This is a genomic window from Myxococcus sp. AB056 (assembly GCF_006547365.1).
GTDB lineage: Bacteria > Myxococcota > Myxococcia > Myxococcales > Myxococcaceae > Myxococcus > Myxococcus virescens.
Genome location: NZ_VHLB01000072.1, coordinates 1 through 15372 on the forward strand (window position 1 = coordinate 1; position 15372 = coordinate 15372).

Annotated in this window: 16 protein-coding genes; 10 read left to right on the forward strand and 6 right to left on the reverse strand. The window is 69.8% G+C overall.

The features are described 5' to 3' along the window. Window positions 1-59: 59 nt before the first annotated feature. Window positions 60-857, reverse strand: a complete 798-nt coding sequence (locus FMP39_RS26530; RefSeq protein ID WP_141592956.1) for a TatD family hydrolase — start codon at window positions 855-857, stop codon at window positions 60-62. 120 nt (window positions 858-977) lie between these two features. On the opposite strand from FMP39_RS26530, the gene FMP39_RS26535 reads away from it, so the two are divergent. Both FMP39_RS26535 and FMP39_RS26540 read left to right on the forward strand, forming a co-directional pair. After that, the gene (locus FMP39_RS26535; RefSeq protein WP_141592957.1) at window positions 978-2471 is read left to right on the forward strand and encodes a PD40 domain-containing protein; all 1494 of its coding nucleotides are present in this window, start codon (window positions 978-980) and stop codon (window positions 2469-2471) included. Between the two features lie 162 nt (window positions 2472-2633). Next, a complete protein-coding gene (locus tag FMP39_RS26540; RefSeq protein WP_141592958.1) occupies window positions 2634-2885 on the forward strand; it encodes a hypothetical protein in 252 nt (83 codons plus the stop codon). Window positions 2886-2917: 32 nt separating this feature from the next. Here the strand turns inward: FMP39_RS26540 and FMP39_RS26545 are convergent, their stop codons facing one another. Then, window positions 2918-3160, reverse strand: a complete 243-nt coding sequence (locus tag FMP39_RS26545) for a hypothetical protein (RefSeq protein ID WP_043612925.1) — start codon at window positions 3158-3160, stop codon at window positions 2918-2920. A 526-nt stretch (window positions 3161-3686) separates the two neighbouring features. Between FMP39_RS26545 and FMP39_RS26550 the strand changes: the two genes are divergently transcribed. Together FMP39_RS26550 and FMP39_RS26555 are read left to right on the forward strand one after the other, a co-directional pair. Next, a complete protein-coding gene (locus tag FMP39_RS26550) occupies window positions 3687-4631 on the forward strand; it encodes a zinc ribbon domain-containing protein (RefSeq protein ID WP_228558358.1) in 945 nt (314 codons plus the stop codon). A 13-nt stretch (window positions 4632-4644) separates the two neighbouring features. Then, a complete protein-coding gene (locus FMP39_RS26555) occupies window positions 4645-5607 on the forward strand; it encodes a DHH family phosphoesterase (RefSeq protein WP_141592960.1) in 963 nt (320 codons plus the stop codon). 21 nt (window positions 5608-5628) lie between these two features. Here FMP39_RS26555 and FMP39_RS26560 read toward each other — a convergent pair whose 3' ends face one another. Continuing rightward, on the reverse strand, window positions 5629-6201 hold the full coding sequence (locus tag FMP39_RS26560; RefSeq protein ID WP_141592961.1) for a nucleoside triphosphate pyrophosphatase: 573 nt from the start codon (window positions 6199-6201) through the stop codon (window positions 5629-5631). 112 nt (window positions 6202-6313) lie between these two features. Between FMP39_RS26560 and FMP39_RS26565 the strand changes: the two genes are divergently transcribed. Together FMP39_RS26565 and FMP39_RS26570 are read left to right on the forward strand one after the other, a co-directional pair. After that, the gene (locus FMP39_RS26565; protein ID WP_194858572.1) at window positions 6314-7546 is read left to right on the forward strand and encodes a metallopeptidase family protein; all 1233 of its coding nucleotides are present in this window, start codon (window positions 6314-6316) and stop codon (window positions 7544-7546) included. Between the two features lie 5 nt (window positions 7547-7551). Continuing rightward, a complete protein-coding gene (locus FMP39_RS26570; RefSeq protein ID WP_141592963.1) occupies window positions 7552-8739 on the forward strand; it encodes a class I SAM-dependent rRNA methyltransferase in 1188 nt (395 codons plus the stop codon). Window positions 8740-8758: 19 nt separating this feature from the next. Here the strand turns inward: FMP39_RS26570 and FMP39_RS26575 are convergent, their stop codons facing one another. Continuing rightward, on the reverse strand, window positions 8759-9256 hold the full coding sequence (locus FMP39_RS26575) for a caib/baif family protein (RefSeq protein WP_186817981.1): 498 nt from the start codon (window positions 9254-9256) through the stop codon (window positions 8759-8761). Window positions 9257-9272: 16 nt separating this feature from the next. Next, window positions 9273-9755, reverse strand: a complete 483-nt coding sequence (locus FMP39_RS26580; RefSeq protein ID WP_141592985.1) for a hypothetical protein — start codon at window positions 9753-9755, stop codon at window positions 9273-9275. A 130-nt stretch (window positions 9756-9885) separates the two neighbouring features. Here FMP39_RS26580 and FMP39_RS26585 point away from each other — a divergent pair, with 130 nt between their 5' ends. The 4 genes from FMP39_RS26585 (at window position 9886) to FMP39_RS26600 (ending at window position 14580) form a co-directional block, all read left to right on the forward strand. Continuing rightward, on the forward strand, window positions 9886-11961 hold the full coding sequence (locus FMP39_RS26585) for an ATP-dependent helicase (protein ID WP_141592964.1): 2076 nt from the start codon (window positions 9886-9888) through the stop codon (window positions 11959-11961). 213 nt (window positions 11962-12174) lie between these two features. Beyond that, entirely contained in the window at window positions 12175-12621 is a 447-nt protein-coding gene (gene rplM, locus FMP39_RS26590; RefSeq protein ID WP_140861505.1) for a 50S ribosomal protein L13, read from the forward strand. 14 nt (window positions 12622-12635) lie between these two features. Next, the gene (gene rpsI / locus FMP39_RS26595; RefSeq protein ID WP_141592965.1) at window positions 12636-13037 is read left to right on the forward strand and encodes a 30S ribosomal protein S9; all 402 of its coding nucleotides are present in this window, start codon (window positions 12636-12638) and stop codon (window positions 13035-13037) included. 133 nt (window positions 13038-13170) lie between these two features. Then, entirely contained in the window at window positions 13171-14580 is a 1410-nt protein-coding gene (locus tag FMP39_RS26600; RefSeq protein ID WP_141592966.1) for a type IV pilus twitching motility protein PilT, read from the forward strand. Window positions 14581-14629: 49 nt separating this feature from the next. On the opposite strand, the gene FMP39_RS26605 is transcribed toward FMP39_RS26600, so the two are convergent. Continuing rightward, the gene (locus FMP39_RS26605; RefSeq protein WP_194858573.1) at window positions 14630-15367 is read right to left on the reverse strand and encodes a hypothetical protein; all 738 of its coding nucleotides are present in this window, start codon (window positions 15365-15367) and stop codon (window positions 14630-14632) included. Window positions 15368-15372: the final 5 nt, after the last annotated feature.

The window sequence follows — 15372 nt, forward strand, 5'->3', positions numbered from 1 at the left end:
GGGCGGGGGTGGGGAGCGGCTGCGGGTTCATGGCGGTCCTCTATAACGCGACCGCTCGCCTACCGCGAAGGCGCAGGGAAAGCTTCCCGGAAGAAGCGGCGGGCATTCTCGGTCGTCTGCCGGGCGACCTCCTCGACGGGCTCTCCCCGGACGCGGGCCATGCCCTCCAGGATGTGGGGAAGGTAGCCCGGCTCGGAGCGCGTCCCCCGGTGGGGCGTGGGGGCCTGGTCCGGGGCGTCCGTCTCCGCCATCAGCCGGTCCAGGGGGATGGCCCGGAGCGCCTCCAGGGGCTTGCGGGCCTCCGCCCAGGTGACGGGGCCCGCGAAGGAGAAGTGGCAGCCCTTCTGGAGATAGAAGCGCGCCAGCTCCACGCCGCCGCTGTAGCTGTGCATGAGCAGGCCGGCCTCGGGGAGGGGCTCCTCCTTCAGCAGCTCGATGAGGGCTGGGTGCAGCCGGTGACAGTGCATCAGCACGGGCAGGCCGTGCTTGCGCGCCAGCGCGAGGTGCCGCTTCAACACCGTCACCTGCCGTTCCAGCGGCGCGCCCGGGAGGCTGGGGCCGTCCAATCCGCACTCACCCACGGCCGCCGCGCCGCCCTTCGCGAGCAACGCGTCCAGGTGCTCGAGCACGGCGTCGTCCTCTTCCGGGGGCATGTCGGGGAGGAGCTGCGGGTGGATGCCCAGGCCCACCTGAAGGCGGGCATCCTGGCGGGACATCTCCAGCAAGGGCTCCCAGTCATGCGGGCCCACGCCAGGGATGACGATGCCGTGGAGGCCCGCGGCCCAGGCGCGTGAGAGGACTTCCGTCCTGTCGGCATCGAAGCGGGAGGCATCCAGGTGGCAGTGGGTGTCTATCATTGAGCAGGCAGCTCCCTTGGGCCGTTCATTCAGGAACACGCTGTGTGCTCCCGCGCATCCGGGTCAGCGCGCCCGGAAAGGCTGACGGTATACGCGCCCTCTATTCTCCGGAGGGTTTCCATGACCAAGCGTGTCGTTATCAGCGCGCTGTGTGGCGTGCTGCTGGTGCTGTCGACGGGGTGCGGTGACGAATGTGTCGATGTATTCGACTGCCGCAGCGACAAAGGGCCCCCTCCGGCGGGGAAGGATTGGACGTGCCGCTCGGGCAACTGTGAGCTGCGCGATGTCCAGCAGCCGCCCGGGGAGGACGCTGGGACGGAAGAGGACGCCGGCACCGAGGGCGACGCGGGCACCGAACAGGACGCGGGCACTGAAGGGGATGCCGGCACGGACGCGGGCACGGCCGACGGCGGTGGCGTGGTCGTCATCGGCACGGGGGCCAAGGGCGATGCTTGCACCTCGTCCGCCGACTGCGCCGCGGGCCTGCGCTGTGAGGGCACGGCGGAGGCCATGACGTGTCAGGCGCTGCACGTGGCCTTCACGGCCATGGACGACACCGACGAAATGGCCGCGGTGGTGACGCGCTTCGATGAGCCGGAGCCCACGCGGCTGTCGGACGCCGAGGTGAACAGCCTCTACCCGCGCTGGAACCCGGCCGGCAACCGGATTGCCTTCGTCCAGGGCGCCACCGAGACGGGCACCTCGACGGGGAACCTGGCCGGTGAGCTGGTGGCGCGCGACGTGCCGCTGGTGGCGGGCGCGCCCACGATGCTCGCCAACGGCACCACGGGCAGCACCGAGGGCTTCCTCTACCTGGAGTGGGAGCCGGGGGATTCCCTCCTGTACGTTCGCCGCGCGGGCGACAGCATCTCCGGCATCTCCCGCGTCCCGGCCGAGGGCGGCACGGTGGAGCAGGCCACCGCGACGGGCTCCTCCCCGGACTGGCGCAATGGCAACACGTTCGCGTTCAGCACCGCCACCGTCGGTATCTCCACGGCCACCGTGGGCGGCACGCCCACGCCGCTGGCCATCGCGGGCGCCACGGCGGAGCAGCCGCACTACAACCGCGTCAATGACCAGCTCCTGTTCCTCCGTCCGGATGACACGCGGCCGGTGGGGCTGAACGCCGCGCTCTACATCGTCCCCGTGGGCGGCTCCGCCGTGCAGACGATTGCCGAGTTCAGCACGGCGGCCGTCGAGGGTGGCTCGGTGGATTCCTACATCGCCAACCCCACCTGGGCGCCTGATGGCAGTTGGGTGGCGTACGTGCGCGCCTACTTCTTCAACCCCACCACGGGGGAGCCGGTGCTCTGCGGCGCCGGTACCTCGCCCTGCGCTGGCGACCCGGGCAACATCATCTTCCTGCGCCGCATCAACCCGGCGGACGGCACCCCGGTGGGGGATGAGGTCAGCTTCGCCGAAGGCGCCACGCTCCCGTCGTTCTCTCCGGATGGCCACTACGTGGCCTACATCCAGGCGGGGCAGCTCTACGTCCAGCAGATTGATCCGGCGGCGGGCGCGAAGGTGGGGGACCCCATCGTCCACCCGCTGGGGGACTACACCCTCCAGACGTCGCGCGGCGATGACCACCGCCCGCGCTGGCAGCCCCGGTAGCCCCAGGCTGCTGACGGCGTGAAGGCCCAGGCCCGCGTCTCCTCAGGGGACGCGGGCCTTCGTCGTTTCCGGGATGGCGCGCGGTGCCTTGTCTCCGCGCGAGATGCGGCATAGGGAGGGGCGCGCGGGCCCACCTCTGGGTCCGTCCACCGGAGGACCCGCATGAGGCGCTTTCTTGTTCCTGGCTTCCTGCTCTTCACCGCCTGCGCCACCGCGCCGGCTCACCGCCTGGACGAGGGCAGTGGTGGCACCGTGGGCGAGGAGCCACAGTCGCTGGCCGCGCCTGTGCGCCTGGAGACACGCTCCGGCAGCTTCCTGGTGCACCCGAACAACGCGGAAGACTTCGAGAAGCTGCTCGCGGGAGAGCCCACGCGGCAGCGCTACACCGCCGGCATCTTGATGGCGGGAGACTGACGTCCACGCCGGCCGGGACAGGGGCGGAGGGCTCAGCCCTCCACGACGATGCGACGCCCCAGCGCCCGGGTCATCTGCGGCGAGGTGAGCTGGGCCAGCACATCCACCAGCTCCCCGCCGGAGGTCTCGAAGGCCGCCGCGATGACCTCGCCCACCGTCAGGTGGACCTTGCCCGCGGCCGCCCGGGCCCGCTGGGCCGTTCGCCGGAGCGCGGGCATCACCCGCCGACCCTGCCTGGGAACCGCGCCACTTCTACGAGTCGTCCGCTTGCCCATGGGTTCCTCCCACCGCACCGTGCTACGCGGGTGAGTACACCGTGGGTCTGACACATGCAGTTGAGGTGCCAGCCGCCTGACTACCTGTCCGGTGGGACAATGCCCCTCATTTCCCAGGCAGAAAGCGGGGTTAAGCGGACAGTCGGCTCGCTGGGTTCACGGTGCTGCCTGGGTATGAATCGTTTCATCGAGCGTTTTCGTTCACTCCGAGCGCAATCTCGACGTTTCGTTCAACGGCCCCGTTTCGTCACGTGGCTTACAATTCTTGGCACCCAGGTCCAATCTGACCTCGATGTCAGAGTCAAGCCTTCCCGCAGAAGTCCGTCTTTCCGGGTGGAAAGCCAGAACATCCTGACGCAAATGTCGCGGCCTCGTGGGCGGCGCGGGCAGTGCGGTATACGCCGGGGGCATGCCCCAGACTCTCTGTCCGAACTGCGGCCACAGCCCCATTCCGCGCGGTGCCAGTGCGTGCCCCTCGTGCGGGGAGCCGTTCGACCATCTCCAGTCCCACAAGAAGGTTGGCCGGATGCGGTTGGACCGGCCCATGGTGGAGGCGGACGACGACGCCACGGTGTTCGGCGGGGACCTTGTCACCAGCGCGGTGTCCGCCCATCCGGGCCCTGCGGCGGGGGTGTTGCTGGCGAGCGCCGCGGCCTGGTTCGTCCGCGCCGCGGGCCTGTTGGGCTCGCTGGAGGACCCCACGTGGACGTACGGCCTGGTGTGCCTGGACGCGGTGCTCGCGCTGGTGCTGGTGCTCAACCGCGGCCCCGCGAAGGGGATGGCGCAGGTGGGCGTGGTGGTGCAGCTGCTGGCCACGGGGTGGTTGGCGCGTGAGGCACCGCTGGCCCCCGTCCACGTGGCCTACTTCATCCTCGGGGTGCTCGCGTTGGTCATGGTGGTGGGCGAGCCGGGGCCCATGCGGCGCTACCTGGGGCTGGGGTTGGGCCTGGGCGCGGCGGTCGCTTCGGCGGGCTTGCTGGCGCTTCCCATCGCGGGGACGTCGGGCGCGGGTGTGCGTCAGTCCCTGGTGGGCAGCGAGCTGGGGTATCGGCTGGAGCTGCCCCCGGGGTGGGGACAACTGACGCGCGAGCAGCTCGCACCGCACCTGGTGCTGCCCGCGTCCACCCTGCAGGGCGGCGGCGTGGGCTTCGGCGACACGGCGCAGGGGCGTTATGGCCTGCTCTGGGTGGAGCGCGGCACGGGCAAGGCGGCGGCCGTGGGATGCAAGGGGTTGTTCCAGGCGCTGGGCGGTGCGCAGGGGGAGGCGCTGTCACTTCCCGCGCCTCCGGCGTTGGGGAGCAAGGCCACCGTGCATCCGCTGCGCACGCCGGGGGGCGCGGAAGGCACGCTGGCGTGCGGGGTGCTGGCGGACGGGCGGCTCGTGGGGCTGGCGGTGGTGGCCGCCCAGGCGAGTGGCGGCGCGGACGAGGTGGCCTTCACGACGGTGGGCGCGGGACTCGCGTTGCAGTAAGGGGCTCATCGCCATGAACGTTCAGGTCCTCTTTCACGACAGCTGCTTCGACGGCGCCGCGAGCGCGGCCGTGTTCTCCCGCTTCTACCGGGAGCGCATCCGTCCGGACGCGGCCTTCCGGTACCTCGGTCTGAACCACAAGCCGGGCGCCGAGGGCATCGACCCGGCCGTGTTCTCCGGCGAGGAGAATGTCATCGTCGACTTCCGCTACAGCCAGGACGCGCGGCTTACCTGGTGGTTCGACCACCACGCCTCCGCCTTCCAGCAGCCGGGGGATGAGGCGCACTTCCGCGCGGACACCAGCGGGCGCAAATTCCACGACGCGCACCGCAAGAGTTGCACGAAGTACCTGGCGGACGTGGCCCGGGAGCGCTTCGGCTGGGATGCGTCGCCCATGGCGGAGCTCATCCACTGGGCGGAAATCATCGACGGGGCCCAGTTCCCCTCGCCGCAGATGGCGGTGGCGCTGGAGGAGCCCGCGCTGCGCATCATGACGGTGCTGGAGGCCAACAAGGACTCCAGCCTCATCCCGGAAGTCATCCGCCGCATGCAGTCCGAGTCGCTGGCGGACATCGCCGCCTCGCCGCTCATCGCCACACCCCTGGCGCCGCTGCTGGCGCGCCACCAGTCGAACATCGAGCTGGTGCGGGCCCGGGCGCGCTACGAGCGCGGCGTCGTCTTCTTCGACCTGGTGGACGAGGGCGTGGACAGCCTCAACAAGTTCATCGCCTATGCCCTCTACCCGGACGCGCGCTACACGCTGTGGGTGGGGAAGGGCGCCTCGCGGGCCAAGGTGTCCATCGGCTCCAACCCGTGGAAGCCGGAGCTGCGGCGGCACGACCTGTCCGCCATCGCCGGGCGCTACGGCGGCGGCGGGCACCCGGTGGTGGCCGCGGTGAGCTTCAAGGCGGACCAGGCCGACAAGGCGCGCGCCGCCTACGCGGAGATTCTGGCGGAGCTGTCCTCCGACGCGTGACGGCGCGGGCGTCAGCGGCGCTCAGAAGAACCGGAAGCCCGCCTCCCGCAGCAGTCGCACCACCGTCACCATGGGCAGGCCCTGAACATTGGAGCGGTCGCCGTCGAGCCGCTCCAACAGGGCCTGTCCGGCGTCCTCCACGCGGTAGCTTCCGCAGCAGCCCTCCCATTCGTTCAGGTCGAGGTAGCGCTCCAGCTCCTCCTCCTTCACCGGGTAGAAGGTCAGCCGGGTCGTCTCCACTGCATCGAGCACCTTGCCTCCGGGGCCCACCAGGCACACCCCGGTGTGGATGGCGTGGGTGTGGCCCACCAGCTTGCGCAGTTGTTCGCGCGCCGCGTTCCGGTCGACGGGCTTGGAGAGGACTTCGCCCGCCACCTCGACGAACTGGTCCGCGCCCAGCACCCAGGCCTCCGGGTGCCGCTGATGCACCGCGCGGGCCTTGCGTGACGCGAGCTCCCGCACAGCCTCCGTCACCGACAGGTGTGGGGCGACGACCTCGTCCACGCCGGGGGCCTCGGCGCGGTAGGGGAGCCTCAGTCCATCCATCAGGGCCCGCCGGGCGCTCGACGTGGAGGCCAGAATCAATTCGCTCATGGGACGGGCAACCTAATGCAGGGCGGGGCGGGTGGGTGTCCGGTCGCATCAGCAAGCGGGCGTGCACGTCTCGGCTTCCCGGCCACGGGGTGATGCCGTACCCTGGCGGCCCATGTCGCGGCGCGGTCTGCTCGCCTTCTGTCTCCTCATTGCTGCCTGCAAGCGCGGGCCCCTGGCCGCTGAAGCGCCGGACGCGTCCTGTCCGGCCGTGCCTGCCCTCAGCGCGCCTGGCGCCGGGGCGCCCACCGCCAGCGTGCGTGCCGCACCGCCCCCGGAGGACGCCACCCACCGGATACAGCCGCTGGCCGTGTGCCGCTCGGACGGCGCGGCCCCGTTGGATGCGTCGCGGCGCTACTTCGAGGAAGGCCGCTTCGAGGAAGCGCTGTCCTGCGCCGCCCAGGCCGCCGCGCTGGAGCCGGACCTGGCCGCCGCCCACGCGGAGCGCGGCGTGGCGCTGGCCGCCCTGGGCCGCGAGGCAGAGGCGCAGCTCGCCTACGCGCGGGCGCTCGCCATCGACCCGGGGGACCCGTCCGCGCTGCTGGGCTCGGCGCACCTGTACGCGGTGCAACTGTCCTCCACCCGGGAGCGGGACGAACTGGGCGCCCTCTACGCCGAGCGCGGCCTGTCCCAGCCCAACACGCCCCCGGAGCTGATTCCGCACCTCGCGCTGGTGGCCGCCATGGCCTTCAATGATTTGGGACAGGCGGAGTCCTCGCTGGCGCACTCGGCCATCGTCCTCGCGCGCAACCCCGGCAGCCGCGAGGCCCTCTACGAGCGCGCCCTGGCCCTCTTCGAGCTGTGCCGCTTCCGCGAGGCCCGCACCGCCTTCACCAGCCTCGTGGACGACCCGGAGCGGGCCGCGCACGCCCATCACCACCTGGGGCTCCTGTTGGAGCGCGAGGGCAAGTGGAAGCAGGCGCAGGGCCACTTCGACAAGGCGCGCACGCTTGCGCCGGACGACTTTCCCGAGCCGCCGCTGCCCGCGGAGGAGGACTTCCGCGCCGAGGTGGTGAGGGCCGTCGCCGAGCTGCCCAAGGACATGCGCGGGGACTTGGACGGCGTGCCCGTCACGGCGGAGGAGCTGCCCGCGGACGCGGACCTGCTGGCCAACCAGCCGCCGCTGTCGCCCACGATACTGGGGCTGTTCCGGGGCCCGCCACTGGCTGAGCCCTGTGACGGCTCCGAGGTGCCGTGCCGCTCCGTGGTGCTCTACCGCCGCAACCTGGCGCGCGCCGCCCGGACGCCCGAGGAACTTCGCGAGCAGATCCGCGTGACGTTGCTCCACGAAATCGGGCACCTTCGCGGCGAGGACGACGAAGAACTGGCCGCTCGCGGCCTGGAGTGAGCCTGATGCCCCCCCATGCAGCCCTGCCTGTCGCGCGCGTCACCCCCAAGGGGGCGCGCTCGCTGCGGCACTTCAATCCCTGGGTGTACCGCACCGAAATCGCCGCCCCGCCCGACGTGAAGGGCGCCGGCGCCGTGGTGCTGGTGGTGGACTCCCAGGGCAATCCCATTGGCCAGGCGCTCTACGCTCGCCGCTCGCCCCTGGCGCTGCGCTTGCTGACGCGCAAGGGGCCCGCCGAGGAGCCGGTGGACGACGCCTTCTTTCGCCGCCGCCTGGAGGCCGCCCTGGCGCGCCGGGCGTACCTGTCCGGCCGTGACGGGCTGCGGCTGGTGCACGGCGAGGCGGACCAGCTCCCGGGCCTCTTCGTGGACCGCTACGGAAAGGGCCTCACGCTCCAGACGCTCTCCGAGGGCATGGACGCGCGCAAGGAGACGCTGGCGAAGATGCTGGTGGAGCTCACCGGCGCCACCCACGTCATGTGCCGGGACGACGCCTCCGGCCGTGACTTCGAGGGCCTGCCCCGCGAGGCGCGCCTGCTGCACGGGGAGGGCGCCGCGCGCTTCACCTACCACGAGGGGGAGAACCGCTTCGAGGTCGACCTCCAGGGCGACATGAAGACGGGCGCCTTCCTGGACCAGGTGGACAACCACCTGCGGGCCGGCGAGCTGGCGCGCGGCGACGCGTTGGACCTCTTCAGCTACCACGGCGGCTTCGCGCTCTCGCTGTCACGCACCTGCACGTCCGTGCTGGCGGTGGAGCAGGACGAGAAGGCCGCCGCGCGCGCCAAGGCCAACGCCGAGGCCAACGGCCGCGCCAACGTCACCGTGGAGAACGCCAACGCCTTCGACGTGCTGCGCCGCTTCGACTCCAGCGGGCGCCGCTTCGACACCGTGGTGTTGGATCCGCCCGGACTGGCCAAGCGCCGTGAGGGCCTGGCCACCGCGCTGCGCGCCTACCACGAGCTGAACCTGCGCGCCTTCCGCTGCCTCAAGCCGGACGGGTTGCTCGTCACCTGCTCCTGCTCCGGCAAGCTGGACCGCGCCGCCTTCGAGGAGATGGTGCTGGCGGCCGCCGCGGATGCGAAGCGGCCGGTGCAGATTCTGGAGCGGCGGGGCGCGGGGTTGGACCACCCGGTGCTGGCCGGGCTGCCGGAGACGGAATACCTGAAGGCCCTCTACGTGCGCGCCCTCTAGCGAGGAGAGGGGCTGGGGCCTATGGAATCCCCAGCTCCTTGCGCAGCCGGCCCACGATTTTGAAGTACTCCGTCCGTGGGAAGGGGACGTTGAGGATGTGGAAGTCCTTCTTCGCCAGGCCCACGCAGCCGAAGCAGTAGTTGCAGTCCTGCAGGTTGCGGCACAGCACCAGGTACGCGCTGGTGGAGCAGTTCTCGCTCTGGACGCAGTACGCGCAGGCGTTGCAGCTCTTGCAGTCCACGCAGTGCGAGCAGTTGTTGCACAGCTCGCACCGGGTGCAGTGCGTGCAAGAGAAGCAACTGTCGCAGTCCTTGCAGAACATGCAGTTGGCGCAGCGCTGACAGCCCTCGCACGCGTAGGAGCCGGGGTTGCCCGGGTCGGACGCGAAGCTCTTGGCCAGCTTCTGGAACTGCTCCAGGAACTCCCGCTTGCCCAGGGTGGACACCAGCTCCCGCGCCGCCTTCTCCTGCGCGACCTGGTCCGCCTTATCGGGCCGCGTTCCTTTGTCCTTCACCACCTGGGACACTCCTTCATCAGTTCGGACCGGGCCTCAGGCGAGCCAGTCCCGCAAGGTCGATGCCGCGCGCCACCCGGCGCACCTCCACCGTACCCGGAAATCCCCGGCTGGTGACGGCAACCACGTAGCGCCCCCCCACAAGGAGGTTCGCTTCGGCCACGGACTCCTCGGCGTCGTACCGCACGAAGCCCACGGCGTCGTCCAGGTGGATGGGGGCGGATGGGTCACTGGCCGCCTTGCCCCGGGAGCGGTCGGCGGCCTCCTGGATGGCCTTGCCAATGCGCTCGCCCATGGTGGTGTCCACGATGCGCACCTTCACCTCGCGTCCCTCACCCCGGGTGTAGAGCCGCTCGGCCTCGGAGACGGACACCTCGCCGTACTTCCCGGTGGAGCCCTGGGTGTGCGCCACGGTGAAGCCGTCCAGCCGTTCTGGAAGGAAGGGCGCCAGTTGCTTGAAGTACACGCAGGGCGCGCTCTCCGCCGACACCACGGGTTCCACCTCCGGGGACGAGCCGGACTCGCCGAGGCATCCGGTGGTGCCCAGGACGAGTGCGAGAAGAGCGCCAGAGCGCCTGGGGAAAAAAGAGTCGCGCACGAACGAATCAAAGGGTATCCCCGCCCCGCGCGCAATGGACCTCTCGAAGCTCAATCCTCCGCAGCGCGAGGCCGTGGTGACCCTGGAGGGACCGCTCCTCGTGCTGGCAGGCGCAGGCAGCGGCAAGACTCGCGTCATCACCCACCGCATCGTCCACCTGCTCAACGAGCGGCCGGGCCTCATCATGGCCCGCAACATCCTGGCGGTGACCTTCACCAACAAGGCCGCCACGGAGATGAAGGAGCGCCTGGTCCACATGGCGGGACCTCGGGCGCAGGGCGTGCTGGTGTGCACCTTCCACGCTTTTGGCGCGGAGATGCTCCGCGAGGACATCCACCGGCTGGGGTGGCCCAAGAAGTTCGCCATCGCCGACATGGGCGACCAGCTGGCCAACATCCGGCGCGCCATGCGCGAGCACAAAATCGACGACCGCTCGTTCGACGCGCGCAAGGTGCTCAACCTCATCTCCAAGGCGAAGAACTCCGGCAAGGCGCCGGAGCCCAAGCCGGAGGGGATTGGGGATGATTACGACCTGATCACCCACATGGTGTACCCGGACTATCAGCTGTCGCTGAAGGCGCAGGGGTCGGTGGACTTCGACGACCTGCTGCTGCTGCCCGCGCGCCTCCTGCGCGAGCACCCGGACCTCTACGAGAAGTACACCAAGCGCTTCCGCTACCTGCTGGTGGACGAGTTCCAGGACACCAACACCGCGCAGCTGGAGCTGCTGAAGCTGCTGGCGGGCCGCTCCCGCAACGTGTGCGCGGTGGGTGACGACGACCAGTGCATCTATTCGTGGCGGGGCGCGGAGGTGCGCAACATCCTCGACTTCGACCGCCTCTTCCCGGGAGGGAAGGAGGTCCGGCTGGAGCAGAACTACCGCTCCGTCCAGACGGTCCTGGACGCGGCCAACGCCGTCATCGCCAAGAACCCCGAGCGCAAGGCCAAGCAGATGTGGACCGACCGCACGGGGGGGACGAAGGTGAAGGTGGTGACGTGTCCCAACGACGAAGAGGAGGCCCGCTTCGTCGCGCACGAAATCCAGAAGCACATGGCCCTGGGCATCTCCGCGGACGACATCGCCGTGCTCTACCGGACCAACGGCCAGTCCCGCCCCATCGAGGAGATGCTGCGGGAGAAGAACATCGGCTACGAGGTGGTGGGCGGTAGCGAGTTCTTCGACCGGCGCGAGGTGAAGGACGTCATCGCGTACTTCAAGGTCATCGTGAACAAGCTGGACGAAATCTCGCTCCTGCGCATCGTCAACGTGCCCTCGCGCGGCATTGGCGACGTGACGATGGAGCGCCTCAACGTCCACGCGCGGGGCGAGGGCGTCACGCTGTGGACGGTGATGAAGAAGGCCACCGACTACGAGGACCTGCCGCCCGGGGCCGGGGCCCGGGTGATGGAGTTCGTGGACCTGGTGGAGCGCTACCGCGCCGCGTACGAGCACGGCCAGCTGGCCAACGTGACGCGCAAGCTGCTGGAGGAGATTGGCTTTCGCGAGGCCACCCGCGCCCACGCCACCAGCGCCACCGCCGCGGACAAGAAGCTCAAGGGCGTGGACGGCGTGCTCAACTCGCTGGAGAACTTCGAGAAGCGCGAGGGCCCCAAGGCCAGCCTGCCCACGTACCTCAACCGCCTGAGCCTGGACACCCGGCAGGAGGAAGAGGAGGTGCCGGGCGCCAACCGCCGCGTCACCCTGATGACGGTGCACGCCTCCAAGGGCCTGGAGTACCGGCTCGTCTTCTTCATCGGCATGGAGGAGGACCTGATGCCCCACGGCGGCATGCAGGGCGAGGCGCAGAACCTCGAAGAGGAGCGGCGCCTCTGCTACGTGGGCATCACCCGCGCCAAGGAGGTCCTCTACCTCACCCGCGCGGCCACCCGCGTGAAGCGCGGCAAGGAGGTGCCTCGAACGCCCTCGCGCTTCCTGGAGGACCTGCCGCCGGAGGTGATTGAGGTCGTGGAGCTGGACGCGCCGCGTCAGGGGCCTCCCACCACGGAGGAGAAGAACTTCTTCGCCAACTTGAAGGAGCGCTTCAAGAAACCCGCGATTCCGGGAACGCCTCCGGGTGGCACCGGGCCGTCTGGAGGAGCAGCCAGGTAGGTGTCCGCCTCCTGAAGGGGGCGTCCTGGCGGGCGTGATCGGGGAATCCGGACGTCTGGTGCGGTGTGACCTTGACTTGATCCGCCACACCCACTAGGACGGTCGGCCTTTCCGGGCCTCCGTGAAGTTTCACGGTCGACCCGCGGTTGATTAAGCACGAGCAGCGGTCCCTGGAATGCACACGGCGGCCGCGAGAAGTCTGGAGTGCACGAAATGTCGCAGAAGACCTACAGCGCGAAGGCTGGGGACATCAAGCGCCAGTGGCACGTCATCGACGTGTCCGACAAGGTGCTGGGCCGCGCGGCGAGCCAGATTGCCACCCTGCTGAAGGGCAAGCACAAGGCCATCTACACGCCGTCCATTGACACGGGCGACCACGTGGTCGTCATCAACGCCGAAAAGGTGAAGGTGACGGGCACGAAGGAGCAGGACAAGATGTACTACCGGCACCCGAACGCGGGTTTCCCGGGCGCCCTGAAGATCACCAACCTGGAGAAGCTCCGCCAGCGTCACCCTGAGGACATCATCATCAACGCCGTGCGGCGCATGCTTCCGCGCAACGCGCTCGGCCGCCAGATGATGACGAAGCTGAAGGTCTACGCAGGTGACACGCACCCGCACGCGGCCCAGAAGCCTGCCGCGTTCGAGGTCGAGGCGTAAGGGAGATAACGTCCATGCCCATCAACCAAGAGCTCGGTTTCTACGCCACCGGCCGCCGCAAGGAGGCCACCGCCCGCGTCTGGATTCGTCCTGGCACTGGCCTCGTCACCATCAACGGCCGCGAGCTGAACGCGTACTTCGGCCGTGAGACGTCCAAGATGATCCTCAACCAGCCCCTCGAGATCCTCGAGCAGAAGGGCAAGGTTGACGTGACGGTCAACGTCAAGGGTGGCGGTCTCTCCGGCCAGGCCGGCGCCATCCGTCACGGCATCGCCCGTGCGCTGTGCTCCTTCAACCCGGAGTTCCGTCCGGCGCTGAAGAAGGCCGGCTTCCTCACCCGCGATGCTCGCGCGGTCGAGCGCAAGAAGTACGGCCAGCCGGGCGCGCGTCGCCGGTTCCAGTTCTCCAAGCGCTAAGCCACTCGCTCAGCAGCTGGGTTGTCCTCACACGGCGGGGGTCCTCATCCGAGGGCCTCCGCCGATGTGTTTTCGGGGTCCATCACGCCCCATCGCATGCGTGCGCGAGCGTCTGGTAGGATTTGCGCCGCTCATGGAACTCAACGAGATCCTCCAGATCGCCCTGCGCGGCGGTGCCTCCGACATTCATCTCAAGGCAGGCCTGCCGCCCATGTTCCGCGTGGACGGCTCGCTGGTTCCGCTGAAGGACGGCCGCCGCCTCCCTCCCGAGGAGGTGGCGCGCATGGCCTTCGGCATCATGAACGAGTTCCAGAAGGAGAAGTTCAAGGGGAGCAACGAGGTGGATCTGGCCTACGGCGTGCCGGGGCTCGGGCGCTTCCGCGTGAACGTCTTCCAGCAGCGTGGCACCGTGGGCGCCGTGCTGCGTGTCATCCCCTTCAAGGTGATGACCATCCAGGACCTGTTGCTGCCCCAGATTCTCGCCAAGATTTGCGGTGAGGAGCGCGGCCTGGTGCTGGTGACGGGCACCACGGGCTCGGGCAAGTCCACCACGCTGGCGGCGATGATCGACTACATCAACGCCAACGAGACCAGCCACATCATGACGATTGAGGACCCCATCGAGTTCCTCATTCGCGACAAGCGCTCCATCGTGAACCAGCGCGAGGTGGGCGTGGACACGATGACCTTCGCGCAGGCGCTCAAGAGCGCGCTGCGGCAGGACCCGGACGTCATCCTCGTGGGCGAAATGCGGGACCACGAAACCATCGAAACGGCGCTTCACGCCGCGGAGACGGGCCACCTGGTGATGTCCACGCTGCACACGCTGGACGCGACGGAGACCATCAACCGCATCGTCTCCGCCTTCCCGCCGCACCAGCAGAAGCAGGTGCGCCTCCAACTGGCCAGCGTGCTCAAGGGCGTGGTGTCCCAGCGTCTGGTGCCGCGCGCGGACGGCAAGGGCCGCGTGGCCGCCGTGGAAGTGCTGCGCGTCACGGCCCGCGTCCGCGAGATGATTGAAGACAAGGACCGCACGAAGGAGATCCACGACGCCATTGCCCAGGGCACGGACACGTACGGGATGCAGACCTTCGACCAGTCGCTGATGAGCCTGGTGCGGCAGGGGCTCGTCACCTACGAGGAGGCCCATCGGCAGGCCACCAACCCGGACGACTTCGCGCTGCGCTTCTCCGGCATCAGCGGCACGTCCGACTCCAAGTGGGACAACTTCGATTCGAAGCCCGGGGAGTCGCGGCCCATTCCTGGCTCGTCCGCCTTCGCGCAGAAGGGGGCGCCCACGGCTGTCGCGGCGCCGCAGGCCGCGCCTGCTCCGGCGCCCATGGCGCAGCCCATGCGTCCGGTGGCTCCGGCAGCCCAGCAGATGCGCCCGGGAGTGCCGCCGCCGCAGGCCATGCGTCCGGGGGCTCCGGCCGGCGCGCCAGTGGGGCGCCCCATGGCGTCTCCCGCCGCGCGCCCACCAGCGCCCGCTCCGGCACCCGCCCCGGCAGGTGGGGACGACGACTTCCAGATCGAGCGCTTCTAGCGGTTCGCGGCGCCCACCCGGAAAGGGCAGGGCGCCCGTGCCGCGGCTGCTACGCGTCGTCCTCACCCAGCAGGGCCCGCAGGCGGGACAAGCGGATGGGGCCGACGAGGCCCTCCTTGGACAGCGCCTGGAGCAGCTGCGCGGTCGCCTGCACCTTGGCCTCCTGCTCCTCCTCGGGCCGGTCCACCACCTCCGCGTCGAGCACGGCCTCCATGTGCTCGGGGTTGATGGGCGCGGGCCCTTCCGACCACGCGATGTCGAAGAGGGCGCGGGCCATGCCCTCACGCACCTTCCGCTCCGCGTCGTTGGCGGCGGCCTTCACGAACGTGAGGAAGAGCGCGTCCACCGCCTCCTTGGTGAGCGCGGCCAGCGCGGGCACCTCGCCCAGCGCCTCCTTCACGTATTCGCTGTCGAACGCGTCCACGTCCTGCTCGTAGCCGAAGGCCTCCTCCAGGAGGATGGAGGCCAGGAACGCGTCCGTCTCCTCCGGACTGGCGCCTTCCTCGGCCAGGGCCTCGCGGGCCTTCTTCGTGGGCTCGGCCAGGGTGGCGTCCTGGTCCAGCGCGCGGACCGCGGCGTGAGCGGCCAGCAGCACCAGCGAGGCCTGGGCATCAGTGGACAGGGTGCGGCCGCCCACGCCCAGCAGCACGGACTTGTGCTTCGGGTTCGCGGAGGCGGCGTCGGTGAAGGCCTGCTCTTCCACAGAGAGGTCTCCGCCCGACTGCTGCTTGAGGAGCGTCTCCCGAGCGGCATCGGCGGCGAGGAAGCGGGCGAGTACGGGGTGCATGGCCG

Coding starts and splice junctions, on each gene's coding strand:
- FMP39_RS26530 (WP_141592956.1), bottom strand. CDS start 857: ATGATAGACACCCACTGCCACCTGGATGCCTCCCGCTTCGATGCCGAC.
- FMP39_RS26535 (WP_141592957.1), top strand. CDS start 978: ATGACCAAGCGTGTCGTTATCAGCGCGCTGTGTGGCGTGCTGCTGGTG.
- FMP39_RS26540 (WP_141592958.1), top strand. CDS start 2,634: ATGAGGCGCTTTCTTGTTCCTGGCTTCCTGCTCTTCACCGCCTGCGCC.
- FMP39_RS26545 (WP_043612925.1), bottom strand. CDS start 3,160: ATGGGCAAGCGGACGACTCGTAGAAGTGGCGCGGTTCCCAGGCAGGGT.
- FMP39_RS26550 (WP_228558358.1), top strand. CDS start 3,687: ATGCGGTTGGACCGGCCCATGGTGGAGGCGGACGACGACGCCACGGTG.
- FMP39_RS26555 (WP_141592960.1), top strand. CDS start 4,645: ATGAACGTTCAGGTCCTCTTTCACGACAGCTGCTTCGACGGCGCCGCG.
- FMP39_RS26560 (WP_141592961.1), bottom strand. CDS start 6,201: ATGAGCGAATTGATTCTGGCCTCCACGTCGAGCGCCCGGCGGGCCCTG.
- FMP39_RS26565 (WP_194858572.1), top strand. CDS start 6,314: ATGTCGCGGCGCGGTCTGCTCGCCTTCTGTCTCCTCATTGCTGCCTGC.
- FMP39_RS26570 (WP_141592963.1), top strand. CDS start 7,552: ATGCCCCCCCATGCAGCCCTGCCTGTCGCGCGCGTCACCCCCAAGGGG.
- FMP39_RS26585 (WP_141592964.1), top strand. CDS start 9,886: ATGGACCTCTCGAAGCTCAATCCTCCGCAGCGCGAGGCCGTGGTGACC.
- rplM (WP_140861505.1), top strand. CDS start 12,175: ATGTCGCAGAAGACCTACAGCGCGAAGGCTGGGGACATCAAGCGCCAG.
- rpsI (WP_141592965.1), top strand. CDS start 12,636: ATGCCCATCAACCAAGAGCTCGGTTTCTACGCCACCGGCCGCCGCAAG.
- FMP39_RS26600 (WP_141592966.1), top strand. CDS start 13,171: ATGGAACTCAACGAGATCCTCCAGATCGCCCTGCGCGGCGGTGCCTCC.
- FMP39_RS26605 (WP_194858573.1), bottom strand. CDS start 15,367: ATGCACCCCGTACTCGCCCGCTTCCTCGCCGCCGATGCCGCTCGGGAG.